The following is a 15,732-nucleotide window of genomic DNA, read 5'->3' as shown; positions in this document are numbered from 1 at the left end:
AACGACGAGTTGTTACGTAAAGCACGACGGGCGCGCATTGCTACCGCTGTCACTCGGCGGCATAATGTAGCCCCTTTTTTCTGCCCCTACATGTGGAAGGTTCCCGTGACTCAGAAGCCCGACCAGTGTCTTGGTGAGTGGATTGACCGTGAAGCACTTGCAGAAGCGATGATCCCGCTTATTGGTCAGCTCTACCGCAATAACAATGTGGTGAGCTCGATCTATGGCCGCAGCCTGATCAACCGTTCGGTGATCTCGATCCTCAAGGCGCACCGCTTTGCCCGTCACCGCCAGGCTGACGAGACCGAGCTGTCCGTCCACGAGACGTTCCCGCTGCTCAAGGCGATGAGCGAGCTGAAACTGGGCGCCGCTTCGGTCGACCTGGGCAAGCTGGCCAACAAGTTCAAGGAACAGGGCAACGGCCGCAGCGCAGAAGAATTCGTGCGTGAAGAGCTGGCCGAGGTGGTTGGCAAGCAGAACGGCGGCGCGCGCAAGGGCACCGACGTCGTGCTGTACGGTTTCGGCCGCATCGGCCGCCTGCTGGCGCGCATCCTGATCGAGAAGACCGGTGGCGGCGACGGCCTGCGCCTGCGCGCCATCGTCGTGCGCAAGGGCGCCGAGAACGACCTGGTCAAGCGTGCCAGCCTGCTGCGCCGCGACTCGGTGCACGGTCCTTTCGATGGCACCATCACCATCGATGAAGCCAACAACACCATCACCGCGAACGGCAACCTGATCCAGGTGATCTACGCGAAGAACCCGAGCGAAGTCGACTACACCCAGTACGGCATCGACAACGCGCTGATCGTCGACAACACCGGCGTATGGCGTGACGCCGACGGCCTGGGCCAGCATCTGGCCTGCCCGGGCGCCGCCCGCGTGATCCTCACCGCGCCGGGCAAGGGCGCGCTGAAGAACATCGTCCACGGCATCAACCATGGCGAAATCAGCGCCGACGACAAGATCGTCTCGGCAGCCTCCTGCACCACCAACGCCATCGTGCCGGTGCTCAAGGCCGTCAACGACCAGTACGGCATCGTCAATGGTCACGTCGAGACCGTTCACTCGTTCACCAACGACCAGAACCTGATCGACAACTTCCACAAGGGCAGCCGTCGTGGCCGCGCCGCGCCGCTGAACATGGTCATCACCGAGACCGGTGCCGCCACCGCGGCCGCCAAGGCGCTGCCAGTGCTCAAGGGCAAGCTGACCGGCAACGCCATTCGCGTTCCGACGCCGAACGTGTCCATGGCCATCCTCAACCTGAACCTTGAGAAAGCCACCTCGCGCGAAGAGCTCAACGAGTACCTGCGCCAGACCGCCATGCATTCCGAGCTGCACAAGCAGATCGACTACGTGAGCTCCCAGGAAGTGGTGTCCACCGACTTCGTTGGCTCGCGCCATGCGGGCGTGGTCGATGCCGAGGCAACCATCTGCAATGACAACCGCGTTGTGCTGTACGTCTGGTACGACAACGAGTTCGGTTACAGCTGCCAGGTCGTGCGTGTGATGGAAGACATGGCGGGTGTGAATCCGCCGGCGTTCCCGCAGTAAGCGTGTAGCGTTGTGAAAAAACGGGAGCCTTTGGGCTCCCGTTTTTTTTGGGCCTGAGGTGAGCCTGAGTGACTCTTGCGCGCTTTTCCGGGACAATATGCCGCCTTGTAATTCTGGACAACTTGATGTCCGGCCAAGGCATGTAGTGCACGCGAAAATAGCCTACGACGCGACCAAGGGTTAATGTGCGCGGCGTTCACGCTTGATTAGACTGCACCCGATTTTTTTCATGGCGCCACGGGCGGCATGATCGCGCCCCGTCGGCCACTCTGGACCGCGGGCCAGTTCTGAAGGAGTACGCATGGCTGTCTACAACTACGACGTAGTGGTGCTGGGTTCCGGCCCGGCAGGAGAAGGCGCGGCAATGAACGCCGCCAAAGCAGGGCGCAAGGTCGCGATGGTCGACAGCCGTCGCCAGGTCGGCGGCAACTGCACCCACTTGGGCACCATCCCGTCCAAGGCCTTGCGTCACTCGGTCCGCCAGATCATGCAGTTCAACACCAACCCGATGTTCCGGGCCATTGGCGACCCGCGCTGGTTCTCGTTCCCGGACGTGCTCAAAAGCGCCGAGAAGGTGATTTCCAAGCAGGTCGCGTCGCGCACCGGCTACTACGCCCGCAACCGTGTCGACGTGTTCATCGGCACCGGCAGCTTTGCCGACGAGCAGACCATCGAAGTGGTATGCCCCAATGGCGTGGTCGAAAAACTGGTCGCCAAGCACATCATCATCGCCACCGGCTCGCGCCCGTACCGCCCGGCCGACATCGACTTCAACCACCCACGTATCTACGATAGCGACACCATCCTCAGCCTGGGCCACACCCCACGCAAGCTGATCGTGTACGGTGCCGGCGTGATCGGCTGCGAGTACGCCTCGATCTTCAGCGGCCTGGGCGTGCTGATCGAACTGGTCGACAACCGTGGCCAGCTGCTGAGCTTCCTGGATTCGGAAATCTCCCAGGCGCTGAGCTACCACTTCAGCAACAACAACATCACCGTGCGCCACAACGAGGAGTACGAGCGGGTCGAGGGGCTGGACAACGGGGTGATCCTGCACCTGAAGTCGGGCAAGAAGATCAAGGCCGATGCCTTGCTGTGGTGCAACGGCCGCACCGGCAACACCGACAAGCTGGGCCTGGAAAACATCGGCATCAAGGTCAACAGCCGCGGCCAGATCGAGGTCGACGAGGCCTACCGCACCGTGGTGCCCAACATCTATGGCGCCGGTGACGTGATCGGCTGGCCGAGCCTGGCCAGCGCCGCCCATGACCAGGGCCGATCCGCCGCGGGCAGCATCGTCGACAACGGCAGCTGGCGCTTCGTCAACGACGTGCCGACCGGCATTTACACCATTCCGGAGATCAGCTCGATCGGCAAGAACGAGCAGGAGCTGACCCAGGCCAAGGTGCCTTACGAGGTGGGCAAGGCGTTCTTCAAGAGCATGGCGCGCGCGCAGATCGCCGGTGAGCCCCAGGGCATGCTGAAGATCCTGTTCCACCGCGAGACCTTGCAGATCCTTGGCGTGCACTGCTTCGGCTACCAGGCCTCGGAGATCGTCCACATTGGCCAGGCGATCATGGATCAGCCGGGTGAACGAAATACCCTGAAGTATTTCGTCAACACCACCTTCAATTACCCGACCATGGCCGAAGCTTACCGGGTCGCCGCCTACGACGGCCTCAACCGGCTTTTTTGAGCGGCTCCGGCCGGTGGCCTGAGCCGGCCGGGGAGAACGATTTCAGCCCTTCCCAAGGGTGGTACTGGCCAAACCGGGAAAGTCTGTAATCAGGCTGTCTACGCCGAAGTCAGCGAGCCTGCGCATCAGCGCCGGTTCGTTGACTGTCCAGACCGACACGTGCAGCCCCTGGCGCTGAGCCTTGAGCAGCCGCTCAGGCGTGCACAGCGCCCAGTTCAGGGCAAGCAGGTTGCAGCCATAGTTCTGCGCGACTTTCAGCGGGTCGAGCCAGGCGTACTCGGCGACCAGGCCGCGGGCGATGTCCGGCGTCAGCTCAAGCGCCGCGGCCAGCACCTCGCGCGAGCTCGAGGTGATGGTGACGCGCTCGAGCAGGCCATGGCGCTGGGCCATTTCACGAATGGCCAGCACCGTGCTGGCGGCGCGGGTGCGCGAGGCGCTCTTGACTTCCAGTTGCCAGTGCTCGAAATCGCATTTCTCGAACAGTTCCTCAAGACGTGGGATGGGGCAGGGCTGTACCCAGCCTGGCCCGCCCTTGCGTGCGTCGATGAGGGCAAGGTCGGCGGCACGGTGCTCGACCACCTTGCCGCGACGGCCGGTGGTGCGCTTGAGTGTCGGGTCATGGATCACCATCAGCTCGTTGTCGGCTGACAGGTGCAGGTCCAGCTCGCAATGGCGTACGCCGTGCCCGAGGCACTGGCGAAAGCTGGTCAGGGTGTTTTCAGGGGCTTCGCCCTTGGCGCCACGGTGGCCGTAGATCAGGGTCACGTTCGTTCCTTCAGGATGTGATGAGGCTCAGGGGGCGCTCTGTTCCAATGCCTGGCGGCGCTGAAGTTGCTGGCGCTGCAGGATGTAGCGGGCCAGCAGCTGTCGCTGGGCATCGCTGGTTTCGATGAATTCGGTACCGACGTCGAACTGGCCATCGGGGCGCGGGTCGCAATGCACGACCCTGGCGCGCAGCAGCAGGCCGAGGGCCTGGGGCATCAGCACCATCTTGACCGCAACGCGGCTGCCGGGCGCGATGGCCTGGCCTTGCGCGAACTCGACGCCGCCTTCGGACAATACCACCGGGCGCGGCTCGCCGATCTGCCCGAGCAGGGTCTGCGCGACCACCGCGCTGAGCAGGTCGATGCGTTTGTTCTGGGCCCGGAGAAAGGCTGCCAGGGTGCGGTCCTTGTCGCTGAGCTGGCGCAGCAGGTGCTGGGACTCGAACTCGCTCAGGTGCAGTTCGCTGAGCAGGCTGAACAGCGGTGACTCATCTTGCAACACGTCTGCCTCAAGGGCTTCGGCCGCGCCAAGTGGGCTAATTTCCAGTGCGATCCTGTCCTCGATACGGTAGTATTCGCGGCGATCTTCTTCATCCAATGTCGTCATGGCGAACCCATGGTAGCGGCGGTGGTCTGAGTGTAAAGCTGCTCATCAAGCCCCGCCACAAGGACGTTCCCCTTTCATCCGAACAAGCCCCGACATGTTCAGACCTCTTTTCGTATTCATCGGTACGCGCTACACCCGTGCCAAGCGCCGCAACCATTTCGTCTCGTTCATTTCCCTGACCTCGATGATCGGCCTCGCCCTGGGCGTGGTGGTGATGATCGTGGTGTTGTCGGTCATGAACGGCTTCGACCACGAAATGCGCACCCGTGTGCTTGGCATGATCCCGCACGCCACGCTGGAAACCGGCCAGCCCATCGACAACTGGCCTGCCCTTGCCGAGCAAGTGAAGCAGAATTCCCAGGTCGAGGCGGTGGCGCCCTTCACCCAGATGCAGGGCCTGCTCACGCACGAAGGCAAGGTGTCCAAGGTGCTGCTCAACGGCATCGACCCCGCGCGTGAACGCCAGGTGTCGATCATCGACCGCTTCATTCTCCAGGGCCGGCTCGACCAGCTGGCGCCGGGCGAGTGGGGCATCATGATCGGCGACAAGGCCGCGACCAAGCTGGGCGTGGGCATCGGCGACAAGCTGACCTTCGTCGCTCCCGAGGTGAGCGTGACACCGGCGGGCATGTTCCCGCGCATGAAGCGCTTTACCGTGGTCGGCACCTTCCATGTCGGCGCGGGCGAGATCGACGGCTACCTGGGCCTGACCAATCTCTCCGACCTGTCCCGCCTGCACCGCTGGAAGGCGGACCAGGTGCAGGGCCTGCGCCTGAAGTTCGACGACCTGTTCCAGGCGCCGCGGGCGGCCTGGAACATCGCCCAGAAGCTGGGCGAGCAAGAGTTCTATGCCCGCGACTGGACCCGCACCCACGGCAACCTGTACCAGGCGATCCGCATGGAAAAAGCCATGATCGGCCTGTTGCTGTTGCTGATCGTCGCGGTGGCGGCGTTCAACATCATTTCCACGCTGGTGATGGTGGTGAACGACAAGAAGGGCGACATCGCCATCCTGCGTACCCTGGGTTCTACCCCCGGGCAGATCATGGCCATCTTCATGGTCCAGGGCACGGTGATCGGCGTGGTCGGCACCTTTATCGGCGCCGTGGTCGGTATCATCGCGGCCTTGAATGTCAGCGCCGTGATCGCCGGCATCGAGAAGCTGATCGGGCACAAGTTCCTGAATGCCGATGTGTACTTCATCGATTACCTGCCCTCGCAGATCATGGCCCAGGACGTGTGGATGGTCTGCGGTGCGGCGCTGGTCCTGAGTTTCCTCGCCACCCTGTATCCGGCCTGGCGCGCGGCGCGCACCCAGCCTGCAGAGGCGCTACGTTATGAGTGAGTCGCGCATGAGTGATAAAGCCGTACTGAGTTGCCGCAACCTGGGCAAGTCCTACGACGAGGGCCCGGAGTCGGTGCAGGTGCTGTCCGGCCTGCAGCTTGAGCTGCACCCGGGCGAGCGGGTTGCCATCGTCGGCAGCTCCGGCTCGGGCAAGAGCACCTTGCTCAAACTGCTGGGCGGCCTCGATACCCCGACCCAGGGTAGCGTCTGGCTGGCCGGCGAAGAGCTTTCAGCCCTGAACGAGCGGGCCCGCGGCCTGCTGCGCAACCGGGCGCTGGGCTTCGTGTACCAGTTTCACCACCTGCTGCCCGAGTTCACTGCCCTGGAAAACGTGTGCATGCCGCTGCTGATCGGCCGCACCGCGATACCCGAGGCCCGTGAGCGTGCCGAGGCGCTGCTGACCCGTGTCGGCCTTGGTCATCGGCTTGGCCACAAGCCGGCCGAGCTGTCTGGCGGCGAGCGCCAGCGCGTGGCCATTGCCCGCGCCTTGGTCAACCGGCCGGGGCTGGTGATGCTCGACGAGCCGACCGGCAACCTCGACCACCACACCGCCCAGGGTATCCAGGAGCTGATGCGCGAGCTGTCGGGCTCGTCGCAGACCGCGTTCCTGGTGGTGACCCATGACCTGGCCCTGGCGCGCCAGATGGACCGGGTGCTGCGCCTGGAAGACGGTCAGCTGGTGCCGATCTGAGTCAACCCCACGGGGCGCGATAGGCACCCCGTTCCCCTTCTTCATCGGGTGTTTTCGTACATGTTCAGACCCTTGCCCTTGTTCATCGGTGCCCGCTACACCCGCGCCAAGCGCCGCAACCATTTCATCTCGTTCATCTCCATGACCTCGATGATCGGCCTGTCTCTTGGCGTGCTGGCGATGATCGTGGTGCTTTCGGTGATGAACGGCTTCCAGCGCGAGATGAGCTCGCGCATCCTCGGCCTGGTGCCCCACGCCAGCATCCTGGGCGAGCAGCCGTTGCAGGACTGGCGCGGCGTCGCCGATGCGGCGCTGAAGAACCCTGCGGTCATGGCCGCCGCGCCGCTGACCGAGATGGAAGGCATGCTTTCCTACAAGGGCGCGATGCAGCCGATTCAGGTCAGCGGCATCGATCCCGCCGAGGAAGGCAAGGTCTCGATCGTTGGCCAGCACATCATTCAGGGCAGGCTGCAGGACTTGCAGCCGGGTGAATATGGCGTGGTGCTGGGCGAGCTGACGGCGCGGCGCTTTCGCCTGAATACCGGCGACAAGCTGACCCTGATCGTGCCTGAAATCAGCAAGGCGCCTGGCGGTATCACGCCGCGCATGCAGCGCCTGACCGTGGTCGGCCTGTTCAAGGTCGGCGCCGAGCTCGATGGCTCGCAGGCCTACATCCATGTCGCCGACGCCGGCGAGATGCAGCGCTGGGCACCGGGCCAGGTGCAGGGCGTGCGCCTCAAGCTGCATGACCTGTATGCCGCCCCGCAGGTGTCCAAGGCGATTGCCGCGGGCCTGGGGCAGGGGTACCTGGCCGATGACTGGTCGCACACCCAGGGCAGCCTGTTCAGCGCGATGAAGATGGAAAAGACCATGATCGGCCTGCTGCTGCTGATGATCATTGCCGTCGCCGCGTTCAACATCATCGCCACGCTGATCATGGTGGTGAACGACAAGGGCTCGGACATCGCCATCCTGCGCACCATCGGTGCCACGCCGGCGCAGATCATGGGCACGTTCATGGTCCAGGGCAGCCTGATCGGCATTGTCGGCACCTTGATCGGCGGAGTGCTGGGGGTGGTTGCCGCGATCAACGTCAGCCAGATCGTCGGCTGGCTGGAGCGGGTCAGCGGGCAGCACATCTTCACCTCCGACGTGTACTTCATCAGCAGCCTGCCGTCGGAGCTGCAATGGGGCGATGTGGGTTTGATCTGCGGCGCCGGGCTGGTAATGAGCTTCCTGGCGACCCTGTATCCCGCGTGGCGGGCGTCGCAGGTGGAGCCGGCGTACGCGTTGCGTTATGAATGATCCTGGGGGCGTGCGCGCCCCACAGACTGTTTTGTCCGAGACGGAGTGAGCCTTCCATGAAACACCTGTTGGTCGCCAGCGCCTTGATGCTGGTCAGCCTGTCCAGCCTTGCCAGTTCCTCCCACGGCTACGCGTTCGGTGCGCCAGCCGAGGCCTCCCAGGCCACCCGCACCATCGAAGTGAAGCTCAAGGACATCGCCTTCGATCCCGCCAGCCTGCAGGTCAAGGCCGGCGAGACCGTGCGCTTCGTGCTGGTCAACGAAGGCAACCTTCCCCATGAGTTCAACCTGGGCAGCAAGGCCATGCACGTCGAGCACCAGAAAGAGATGATCGCCATGCAGGGCAAGCTGTTCACCGGCCATGGTGGCCATGAACATCACGCGGCCAATACCGTGCTGCTGCAGCCGGGCCAGCGCGGCGAACTGACCTGGACCTTCAGCAAGTCGGCACCCATCGAGTTCGCCTGCAACGTGCCAGGGCACTATCAGGCGGGCATGGTCGGTCCGATAACCATCGAGTAACAACAGGCCCAAGGCGGGATGCAAAATTGCTAGACTAGGCGCATCTGCTTTTTCAGGTCCGACCCATGCATCCTGCTGCCGAACATTCTCCGCTGGGCAAGTCCAGCGAATACGTCTACACGTACACCCCCTCGTTGCTGTTCCCCATTCCGCGCACGGCCAAGTGGGCCGAGCTGGGCGTCACTGCCCAGACCCTGCCGTGGCAGGGCGTCGACTACTGGAACTGCTTCGAGCTGTCCTGGCTGCTGCCGTCGGGCAAGCCGGTGGTGGCCATTGGTGAGTTCGCCATCCCGGCCGATTCGCCGAACATCATCGAGTCGAAGTCGTTCAAGCTCTACCTCAATTCGCTGAACCAGACGCCCTTCGAATCGGCGGGCGAGCTGCAGGCGTGCCTTGAGAAGGATCTTTCGGCCGCGGCCGGCAAACCGGTGGGCGTGCGCATCCGGACCTTGGGCGAGGTCGAAGGGCAGGGCGTTGCCGGCCTGCCCGGGCAATGCATCGACGACCTGGACATCAGCGTCAGCAGCTACGAGCATCCGCAGCCGGAGCTGCTGCGTTGCGATTCGACGCAGGTTGTCGAGCAGACGCTGCACAGCCACCTGCTCAAGTCCAACTGCCCGGTCACCGGCCAGCCGGACTGGGGCAGCGTGGTGGTCGAGTACCGTGGCGCGGCGCTGGACCCGGCCAGCCTGCTGGCGTACCTGGTGAGTTTTCGCCAGCATGCCGATTTCCATGAACAGTGCGTCGAACGCATCTACCTGGACCTCAAGCGCCTGCTCAACCCAGAACACCTGACCGTCTACGCGCGATACGTTCGCCGTGGCGGGCTGGACATCAACCCCTACCGCAGCACCGGGCCGATCAGCCCTGGCAACCAGCGCCTGGTGCGTCAATAACAGAAAAGCCCCGTCTGGTGACGGGGCTTTTTTCATTGCGCGGGCAGCGTCGGTCAGATGCCCATGCTGTGCAGATGGTTGGCGATGTTGCGCAGAGTGGCGGTGAGGTCGGGATGCGCGGCCTCGAACCGCTCGACCGCCAGGTTGACCCCGTCCGACAGGTTGTTGTCGTGGGTGGCCTCCTCAAGCTTCAGCTGAGCTTCGATCTGCGCCATCATCTTGTGCAGATCATCCCGCTCTTCCAGCGTCAGCGGTGGATTCTTCTCCAGTTGCTCGCGCAAGCTATCGAGTTGCTCTTGCAGTTCGCGGGCAGGCATGGGTGTTCTCCCTCTATGAATAGTCACAAGCATGGACCTCGGCGCTTGCGCAAAGGTTCTTGCCTGCCATCAAGAGTAATCCAGCCCGCGGCCCTTTGCATGACCGGGATCAACTCGGTTGTATCAAGGTTTCTCGCCCTTGTGGCGGCGTTGGGCGATATCGTCAAGGCAGTTGTCGAGCGCTTCGAAGTGGTCGATGACCGAGTGGACGCCCAGCTCGAACAGGGTCAGTGTCGCTTTCCCACGCACGCAATCCTGCTCCTGGCGGGTCATGGCGCGCCACTCATTCAAGGGCAGGCCGCATTGAGGGGTGCATGCGGCGAGGCCCACCGTCCAGAGCCCAGCGTTCAGTCCAGCCTGCAACAGTCTCGGCTCGCCGCTGACCAGCACGCATCCCTCCAGGCGCTCGACGCCCAAACCCATCAGCGCCTGCCAGCAGGCATCGGGAGCTGGCCAGGGGGATGCACTGCTGGCGTGTCCCGGCAACCAGTCGGGCAGGGCCAGGCGCTGGGCCTGGGTGGCGTCACGCTCCTCCAGCCACGCGCAGGGCACATGCTGGCGACGCAATCCATTCAGGGCATCCAGCGCACCTGGCATGGGCAAGGGCGTCTCCCCGCTCGTCTGTAGCAGGCAGCCGCGCAGGCCGAACAGCACGGCGGTGAGGGCAGGCATTTGTGGCATGGCGGCATCCCTGGCGTGAAATACATCGAGGCTAGTGCCTGTCTGTTACCAGCAGGTGACGATTTGACACTTCTGGACTAAATATCTGTCAATGGCATGTAACGCTGTATATCAGCACACGAGCCTTTATACTGGCTCACTTTGCGGCGCGCCTTGAGCGCTGCCACCGTGAAATTCGATGGAGAGACATCTATGGGCAGGATTGGCGCCGGTGTGATCGAGCGAGTCACCCAGGCCTGCGTCTGCGCGGGTTTACTGCTAGCGCCGATGGCCGCCACCCAGGCGGCCACCGAGGAGGACCCGTGGGAGGCGGTCAACCGGCCTATCTTCAGGTTCAACGATGTCCTCGACACCTACGCGCTCAAGCCGCTGGCCCAGGGTTACCAGTTCGTGACCCCGCAGTTTCTCGAGGATGGCATCCACAACGTCTTCCTCAACATCGGCGACGTCACCAACCTGGCCAACAATGTGCTGCAGCTCAAGCCCCATGCGGCGGGCGTCGACACCGCGCGGCTGATCGTCAACACCACCTTCGGGCTGGCCGGCTTCTTCGATGTCGGTACGCGCATGGGACTGCAGCGCAATGACGAAGACTTCGGCCAGACGCTGGGCTACTGGGGGCTGGGCAGTGGCCCGTACGTGGTCATTCCGCTGCTGGGGCCAAGCACCGTGCGCGATGCCTTTGCCAAGTACCCTGACACCTACACGCGCCCATACCGCTACATCGACCATGTGCCGACCCGCAACACGGTGCTTGCCGCCGACGTGGTCGACACGCGCGCCAGCCTGCTCTCGGCCGAGAAGCTGATCAGCGGCGACAAGTACATCTTCATCCGCAATGCTTACCTGCAGAACCGCGAGTTCCGGGTCAAGGACGGGGAAGTCGAGGACGATTTCTGATACGCGGCACCGTTCAGAGGCGGCCCATGCGGCCGCTTTTTTGTAACATCCCGTGCATATCGAGAATACGAACGACCCGCGCAAACCCCTCAACTGCGTCGGATTGCCGCCGGTTGACCTTTCATCAGGTTAAGGAAAATCGGTTTTTTATAACTGCTGGCGATTTGTTCCCCAAAGTCCGCGCCCGTCTCCTCTTGCGCGCTTGAAACGCTTTACGGATGGGAGTACCGTCTGCGCCTTAGAGGGCACCTCTGCTATTTGCCGGACACGCTTTAATGTCCTACAACTCAAATAGAGAGTGGCTAGAGAGAATTCCAGTAGCCATGAGTCGGCCCGCCGAACCCGCTACGCCAACCTATTTCTGGCGCCGTTTGCCCACATGCAGAAACCCAGTGCAACGCTGCTGATCATCGATGACGACGACGTGGTCCGTGCGAGCCTCGCCGCGTATCTGGAAGACAGCGGCTTCAGCGTGCTCCAGGCCAGCAATGGCCAGCAGGGCCTACAGGTCTTCGAAGCACAACAGCCCGACCTCGTGATCTGCGACCTGCGGATGCCCCAGATGGGCGGCCTTGAGCTGATTCGCCAGGTCACCGAGCGCGCGCCGCAGCTGCCGGTGATCGTGGTGTCGGGCGCCGGGGTCATGACCGATGCGGTCGAAGCCTTGCGCCTGGGCGCCGCCGACTACCTGATCAAGCCGCTTGAAGACCTTGCCGTGCTCGAGCACTCCGTGCGCCGTGCGCTCGACCGCTCGCGCCTGGTGCTGGAAAATCAGCGCTACCGCGAAAAACTCGAAGCGGCCAATCGCGAACTCGAGGCCAGCCTGCACCTGCTGCAGGAGGACCAGACCGCCGGCCGCCAGGTGCAGATGAACATGCTGCCCGAAAGCCCGTGGCATGCGGGCGATCTTGCCTTCGAGCACCAGATCATCCCGTCGCTGTATCTGTCGGGCGACTTCACCGACTATTTCCGCGTCGATGATCGCCGGATCGCGTTCTACCTCGCCGATGTCTCCGGGCATGGCGCGTCCTCGGCCTTTGTCACGGTGCTGCTCAAGTTCATGACCACCCGGCTGCTGTTCGAATTCAAGCGCGGCGGCAAGTTGCGCGAGTTCCAGCCTTCGGAGGTGCTAGGGCACATCAACCGTGGCCTCATCAACTGCAAGCTGGGCAAGCATGTGACCATGGTGGGCGGGGTGATCGACGAGGACACGGGCCTGATGACCTACAGCGTCGGCGGCCACCTGCCGTTGCCTGTGCTCTATACCCCGGGCCAGGCCCGCTACCTCGAAGGCCGCGGCCTGCCGGTCGGGCTGTTCGAGGAAGCCACCTACCAGGACCACATCCTCGAGCTGCCGCCGCAGTTCAGCCTGAGCCTGATGTCGGATGGCGTGCTGGACCTTTTGCCTGGGGACACACTCAAAGATAAGGAAGCGACCTTGCCGGAGATCGTCAAGGACGCAGGGGGCTGCCTGGATGGGCTGCGCCAACGATTCGGATTGGCTACGCTTGGGGAGATGCCGGATGATATCGCCCTATTGGTGTTGAGCAGGAACCTTCAATGAGTACCGGTAGAATCCAGTTCGCCGAGCAGAGCGGTACCTTTGTTCTGAAATTCGTGGGTGAAGTGCGCCTGACCCTGTGTTCGGCGCTGGACGCGACAATCGAGAAGATCTTCACCGCGCTGAATTTCTCGGCCATTGTCATCGACCTCACCGAAACCGAAAGCATCGACAGCACCACATTGGGCCTGCTGGCCAAGCTGTCGATCCTCTCGCGCCAGAAAGTCGGCCTGTTGCCAACCGTGGTCACCACCAACCCCGATATCTCGCGGTTGTTGCAGTCCATGGGCTTCGAGCAGGTGTTCAACATCGTCGATCGTCCGATCCCGTGCCCCGAATGCCTGACCGATCTGCCCTCCCAGGACCAGAACGAAGATGTGGTGCGGACCAAAGTGCTCGAGGCCCACAGGATCCTCATGGGCCTGAACGACTCCAACCGCGAAGCCTTCCACGACCTGGTCCATGCGCTGGAGCGCACCTGACCCGATCCTGTTGATCCCTGCTACTGCTGTTCGGCCCGGGGAAACTCGGTGGCCGGCCTGCCATCGGCGTTATGTTGCAACACCCGCTCCGGCTGCCCCTGTTCATTGAAGAAGACCTGGCCAAGGCCTGCGCTGTTCCACAGCCGCTCGCCGGCCTGGCTGTGGCTTGGCGTGCGCGGCACGACCTCCATGAGGCGGCGCTTGGTGAACCAGTTCAAGGGTGAGCGCGGGGCGTAGAGCCAGCGGTTGAGGCGGTCGAAGGTGTCCAGCAGGCGCTTGGGAAACTGGTTCTTGATGCCGCTGCTGGTGATCTGCCACAGGTGTGGGCTGTGCTGGCGGTGGCGAATGCGCACTTCGTAGACGAATGAGTAGTGCACGTCGCCCGACAGGATCACGTAGTGCCCCGGCGTGCGCGAATGGCGGAAGATGTTCAGGATCACCTGCGCCGCGCCTCGATGGGCCATCCAGTTCTCGGCATCCACCAGCAGTGCGCAGCCCAGCCAACTGAACACCTGCTGCACCGATTCGATCAGCTTGACGCCAAAGATCGGTGCCGGTGACACGATGATCGCCGACGGATGATCGAGCAGCGCCTGCTGCAGCTCGCTCAGCGCTTCCCAGTCAAGCAGGCCCGAAGGCCGCCTGAGGCTGGTCTCGCTGCGCCAGCGCCGCGTACGGGTATCGAGCACCAGCAGTGGCGGATTGCTCGGAAGCTCGAACTGCCACCCCTGGAACTGCAACGCCTTGCCGATCAGCGTGTCCTGGGCATCATGGTCCAGGCCCTGGCGCTGAGCCTGCTCGCCCAGCTGCCGGCATTGCGCGACCAGCTCCCGGCAGCGGTCCGGGTCGTTACCCCAGCCCTGGCAGAGCAGGTAGCCGAGCAGGGCATTGCCGATGATCCGCCGCGAGAAGGGGTGGCCGTAGGCGGTTTCCTCCCACTGCGCCGAGAGGTTCCAGTCATCGGTGATGTCGTGGTCATCGAAGATCATCAGGCTGGGCAGATGCGCCAGGGCCCGCGCGACACCCGCGAGTCCCTCCACAAAGCCCTCGATCAGCGGTTGCTCCTGGTGGTAGCGGGCCTGGCGCTTGGGCGTGAGCTCCGGTGGCATGCTCGCGCGCACCAGGGTCCAGGGCACCGGCGACCACACCAGCAGGTACATGGCCATGACTTCGGCGAAGGTCACCAGGTGGTTGTCGGCATTGCTGCTGGTGAAAATCGGCTTGCGCGTGCCGCCGAAGAAGCGCTCGCGCAGGCTTTCGTTGCTCTCGAGCGCGGGCAGCAGGTCGGCGCGGCGGTAATAGCACGCTGGATGGCGGTACAGCTCGTCGCTGTTGGCGACCAGCGCGCCGTCCAGCTGCTCGCCGAACAGCCCCAGGCGTTCGATAAGCCGGTGGATGGCCCTGAGCATGGGGCCTGCGACATCGTCGGCGTATACCTGGTCGCCGCTCATTAGCAGCAGGGCAGGGCGCTGCTCGGGGCGCGTGCATGCTTGCAGCAGCCTGTCCGCGCACAGCAGGCCGTCCGCCGCGGGGTGGTGCGGCTTGCGGCAGGAGCCGTGGAGCAGTTGCTCGAGCCGGCCACGCACCACCAGGCTCGGGCTCGACATGCCGGGGTAGAGCAGGTGCGGGGCCCATGCGGCGATGCCCTGCGGGCCTTCGGCGCTGGGCAGCAGCAGGTCGTAGTCGAGTTGCACATCCACCGGCAGGGGCTGCGCGAAGCGCACGTCCAGCAAGTGCACGAATGCCCGTTCGCCCACGGGAATCACCTGGCAGTCGACGCTGGCCTCGACGCCTGGATGGTCCATGATGAATTCGGCTTGCAGCGGTTGCGAACCCACCAGCCAGATGGCCAGGCGAGTGGGCTCCAGGCGGCGCAGCACGGGGCCGGCCAGAACCTGGGGAAGTGGGGTGGTATCCGACATCGGTAACTCAGGTGAGGGTAGATGCAATCGCGGGGCAAGTCGGCGTTTGCGACTTGCCCCGCGATCTCTTCGTGCATGGAGCGAGTGAAAAATCCTGCGGATTCAACCCCCGCCAGGCAAACCGAATATGTATCAGGCTTTTTCAGCCATCACTTTTTCGAGTTTTTCCTGATCCCGCGCGAACTGACGGATGCCTTCGGCGAGCTTGTCGGTGGCCATGGCGTCTTCGTTCATTGCCCAGCGGAACTGGCTTTCGTTCAGTTGCTGGCGCGGCTCGCCGGCATTGCCCGGCTTGAGGATACGTGGCAGCTCGCCCTGATCTTCGCTCAACTGCTGCAGCAGTTCAGGGCTGATGGTCAGGCGATCGCAGCCCGCCAGTTGCTCGATCTGGCCCAGGTTGCGGAAACTTGCGCCCATGACCACGGTGTCGTAGCCGTTGGCTTTGTAGTAGTCGTAGATGCGCGAGACCGACTGCACGCCCGGGTCCTCG

At 63.5% G+C, this 15,732-nt stretch carries 16 protein-coding genes; 10 read left to right on the top strand and 6 right to left on the bottom strand.

The annotated features are described in order from the left end of the window. Positions 1-90 precede the first annotated feature (90 nt). Positions 91-1,554 (top strand): glyceraldehyde-3-phosphate dehydrogenase, encoded by a 1,464-nt coding sequence (locus VJS90_RS14505; protein ID WP_324122338.1) that lies wholly within the window; start codon positions 91-93, stop codon positions 1,552-1,554. Between the two features lie 301 nt (positions 1,555-1,855). Further along, positions 1,856-3,250, top strand: a complete 1,395-nt coding sequence (gene sthA / locus VJS90_RS14500; protein ID WP_324122337.1) for a Si-specific NAD(P)(+) transhydrogenase — start codon at positions 1,856-1,858, stop codon at positions 3,248-3,250. A 42-nt stretch (positions 3,251-3,292) separates the two neighbouring features. On the opposite strand, the gene VJS90_RS14495 is transcribed toward sthA, so the two are convergent. Both VJS90_RS14495 and VJS90_RS14490 read right to left on the bottom strand, forming a co-directional pair. Next, on the bottom strand, positions 3,293-4,015 hold the full coding sequence (locus VJS90_RS14495; protein WP_324122336.1) for a glycerophosphodiester phosphodiesterase: 723 nt from the start codon (positions 4,013-4,015) through the stop codon (positions 3,293-3,295). A 27-nt stretch (positions 4,016-4,042) separates the two neighbouring features. Beyond that, positions 4,043-4,621: a PilZ domain-containing protein gene (locus tag VJS90_RS14490; RefSeq protein WP_324122335.1), complete on the bottom strand. Its 579-nt coding sequence runs from the start codon at positions 4,619-4,621 to the stop codon at positions 4,043-4,045. Positions 4,622-4,715: 94 nt separating this feature from the next. Between VJS90_RS14490 and VJS90_RS14485 the strand changes: the two genes are divergently transcribed. The 5 genes from VJS90_RS14485 (at position 4,716) to queF (ending at position 9,379) form a co-directional block, all read left to right on the top strand. Then, positions 4,716-5,966, top strand: a complete 1,251-nt coding sequence (locus VJS90_RS14485) for a lipoprotein-releasing ABC transporter permease subunit (protein ID WP_324122334.1) — start codon at positions 4,716-4,718, stop codon at positions 5,964-5,966. Between the two features lie 7 nt (positions 5,967-5,973). Beyond that, positions 5,974-6,657 (top strand): lipoprotein-releasing ABC transporter ATP-binding protein LolD, encoded by a 684-nt coding sequence (gene lolD, locus VJS90_RS14480; protein WP_324122333.1) that lies wholly within the window; start codon positions 5,974-5,976, stop codon positions 6,655-6,657. A gap of 60 nt (positions 6,658-6,717) precedes the next feature. Continuing rightward, on the top strand, positions 6,718-7,962 hold the full coding sequence (locus VJS90_RS14475; RefSeq protein WP_324122332.1) for a lipoprotein-releasing ABC transporter permease subunit: 1,245 nt from the start codon (positions 6,718-6,720) through the stop codon (positions 7,960-7,962). A 56-nt stretch (positions 7,963-8,018) separates the two neighbouring features. Then, positions 8,019-8,483 carry a cupredoxin family protein gene (locus VJS90_RS14470; RefSeq protein WP_324122331.1) on the top strand — a complete coding sequence of 155 codons (465 nt, stop codon included), beginning with the start codon at positions 8,019-8,021 and terminating at the stop codon, positions 8,481-8,483. A 65-nt stretch (positions 8,484-8,548) separates the two neighbouring features. Continuing rightward, the gene (queF, locus tag VJS90_RS14465; RefSeq protein WP_324122330.1) at positions 8,549-9,379 is read left to right on the top strand and encodes an NADPH-dependent 7-cyano-7-deazaguanine reductase QueF; all 831 of its coding nucleotides are present in this window, start codon (positions 8,549-8,551) and stop codon (positions 9,377-9,379) included. A 53-nt stretch (positions 9,380-9,432) separates the two neighbouring features. Here queF and VJS90_RS14460 read toward each other — a convergent pair whose 3' ends face one another. Next, entirely contained in the window at positions 9,433-9,696 is a 264-nt protein-coding gene (locus VJS90_RS14460) for a DUF4404 family protein (RefSeq protein ID WP_324122329.1), read from the bottom strand. Positions 9,697-9,819: 123 nt separating this feature from the next. Continuing rightward, entirely contained in the window at positions 9,820-10,377 is a 558-nt protein-coding gene (locus VJS90_RS14455) for a phosphonoacetaldehyde phosphonohydrolase-related protein (protein ID WP_324122328.1), read from the bottom strand. A gap of 192 nt (positions 10,378-10,569) precedes the next feature. On the opposite strand from VJS90_RS14455, the gene VJS90_RS14450 reads away from it, so the two are divergent. The 3 genes from VJS90_RS14450 to rssC all read left to right on the top strand — a co-directional run bounded on the left by VJS90_RS14450 (position 10,570) and on the right by rssC (position 13,320). Then, on the top strand, positions 10,570-11,277 hold the full coding sequence (locus tag VJS90_RS14450; protein WP_324122327.1) for a VacJ family lipoprotein: 708 nt from the start codon (positions 10,570-10,572) through the stop codon (positions 11,275-11,277). 379 nt (positions 11,278-11,656) lie between these two features. Further along, positions 11,657-12,841, top strand: a complete 1,185-nt coding sequence (gene rssB, locus VJS90_RS14445) for a two-component system response regulator RssB (RefSeq protein WP_324122326.1) — start codon at positions 11,657-11,659, stop codon at positions 12,839-12,841. Continuing rightward, positions 12,838-13,320, top strand: a complete 483-nt coding sequence (rssC, locus tag VJS90_RS14440; protein ID WP_324122325.1) for an anti-sigma factor antagonist RssC — start codon at positions 12,838-12,840, stop codon at positions 13,318-13,320. Before rssB ends, rssC begins: the two co-directional genes overlap by 4 nt. Before the next feature lie 20 nt (positions 13,321-13,340). On the opposite strand, the gene VJS90_RS14435 is transcribed toward rssC, so the two are convergent. Next, positions 13,341-15,242, bottom strand: a complete 1,902-nt coding sequence (locus VJS90_RS14435; RefSeq protein ID WP_324122324.1) for an alkaline phosphatase D family protein — start codon at positions 15,240-15,242, stop codon at positions 13,341-13,343. 132 nt (positions 15,243-15,374) lie between these two features. Further along, positions 15,375-15,732 (bottom strand): transaldolase family protein (locus tag VJS90_RS14430; RefSeq protein WP_324122323.1); only part of this gene is annotated, 358 nt, incomplete at its 5' end.

The organism is Pseudomonas sp. (assembly GCF_035277045.1).
Classification (GTDB): Bacteria; Pseudomonadota; Gammaproteobacteria; order Pseudomonadales; family Pseudomonadaceae; genus Aquipseudomonas.
Note: the sequence above shows the minus strand (reverse complement) of the source record. Positions and strands in the feature narration are given on the sequence as shown.

Excerpts from the sequence above, each read along its gene's own strand:
- VJS90_RS14505 (WP_324122338.1), top strand. The coding sequence starts at position 91 with ATGTGGAAGGTTCCCGTGACTCAGAAGCCCGACCAGTGTCTTGGTGAG.
- sthA (WP_324122337.1), top strand. The coding sequence starts at position 1,856 with ATGGCTGTCTACAACTACGACGTAGTGGTGCTGGGTTCCGGCCCGGCA.
- VJS90_RS14490 (WP_324122335.1), bottom strand. The coding sequence starts at position 4,621 with ATGACGACATTGGATGAAGAAGATCGCCGCGAATACTACCGTATCGAG.
- VJS90_RS14485 (WP_324122334.1), top strand. The coding sequence starts at position 4,716 with ATGTTCAGACCTCTTTTCGTATTCATCGGTACGCGCTACACCCGTGCC.
- lolD (WP_324122333.1), top strand. The coding sequence starts at position 5,974 with ATGAGTGATAAAGCCGTACTGAGTTGCCGCAACCTGGGCAAGTCCTAC.
- VJS90_RS14475 (WP_324122332.1), top strand. The coding sequence starts at position 6,718 with ATGTTCAGACCCTTGCCCTTGTTCATCGGTGCCCGCTACACCCGCGCC.
- VJS90_RS14470 (WP_324122331.1), top strand. The coding sequence starts at position 8,019 with ATGAAACACCTGTTGGTCGCCAGCGCCTTGATGCTGGTCAGCCTGTCC.
- queF (WP_324122330.1), top strand. The coding sequence starts at position 8,549 with ATGCATCCTGCTGCCGAACATTCTCCGCTGGGCAAGTCCAGCGAATAC.
- VJS90_RS14460 (WP_324122329.1), bottom strand. The coding sequence starts at position 9,696 with ATGCCTGCCCGCGAACTGCAAGAGCAACTCGATAGCTTGCGCGAGCAA.
- VJS90_RS14455 (WP_324122328.1), bottom strand. The coding sequence starts at position 10,377 with ATGCCACAAATGCCTGCCCTCACCGCCGTGCTGTTCGGCCTGCGCGGC.
- VJS90_RS14450 (WP_324122327.1), top strand. The coding sequence starts at position 10,570 with ATGGGCAGGATTGGCGCCGGTGTGATCGAGCGAGTCACCCAGGCCTGC.
- rssB (WP_324122326.1), top strand. The coding sequence starts at position 11,657 with ATGCAGAAACCCAGTGCAACGCTGCTGATCATCGATGACGACGACGTG.
- rssC (WP_324122325.1), top strand. The coding sequence starts at position 12,838 with ATGAGTACCGGTAGAATCCAGTTCGCCGAGCAGAGCGGTACCTTTGTT.
- VJS90_RS14435 (WP_324122324.1), bottom strand. The coding sequence starts at position 15,242 with ATGTCGGATACCACCCCACTTCCCCAGGTTCTGGCCGGCCCCGTGCTG.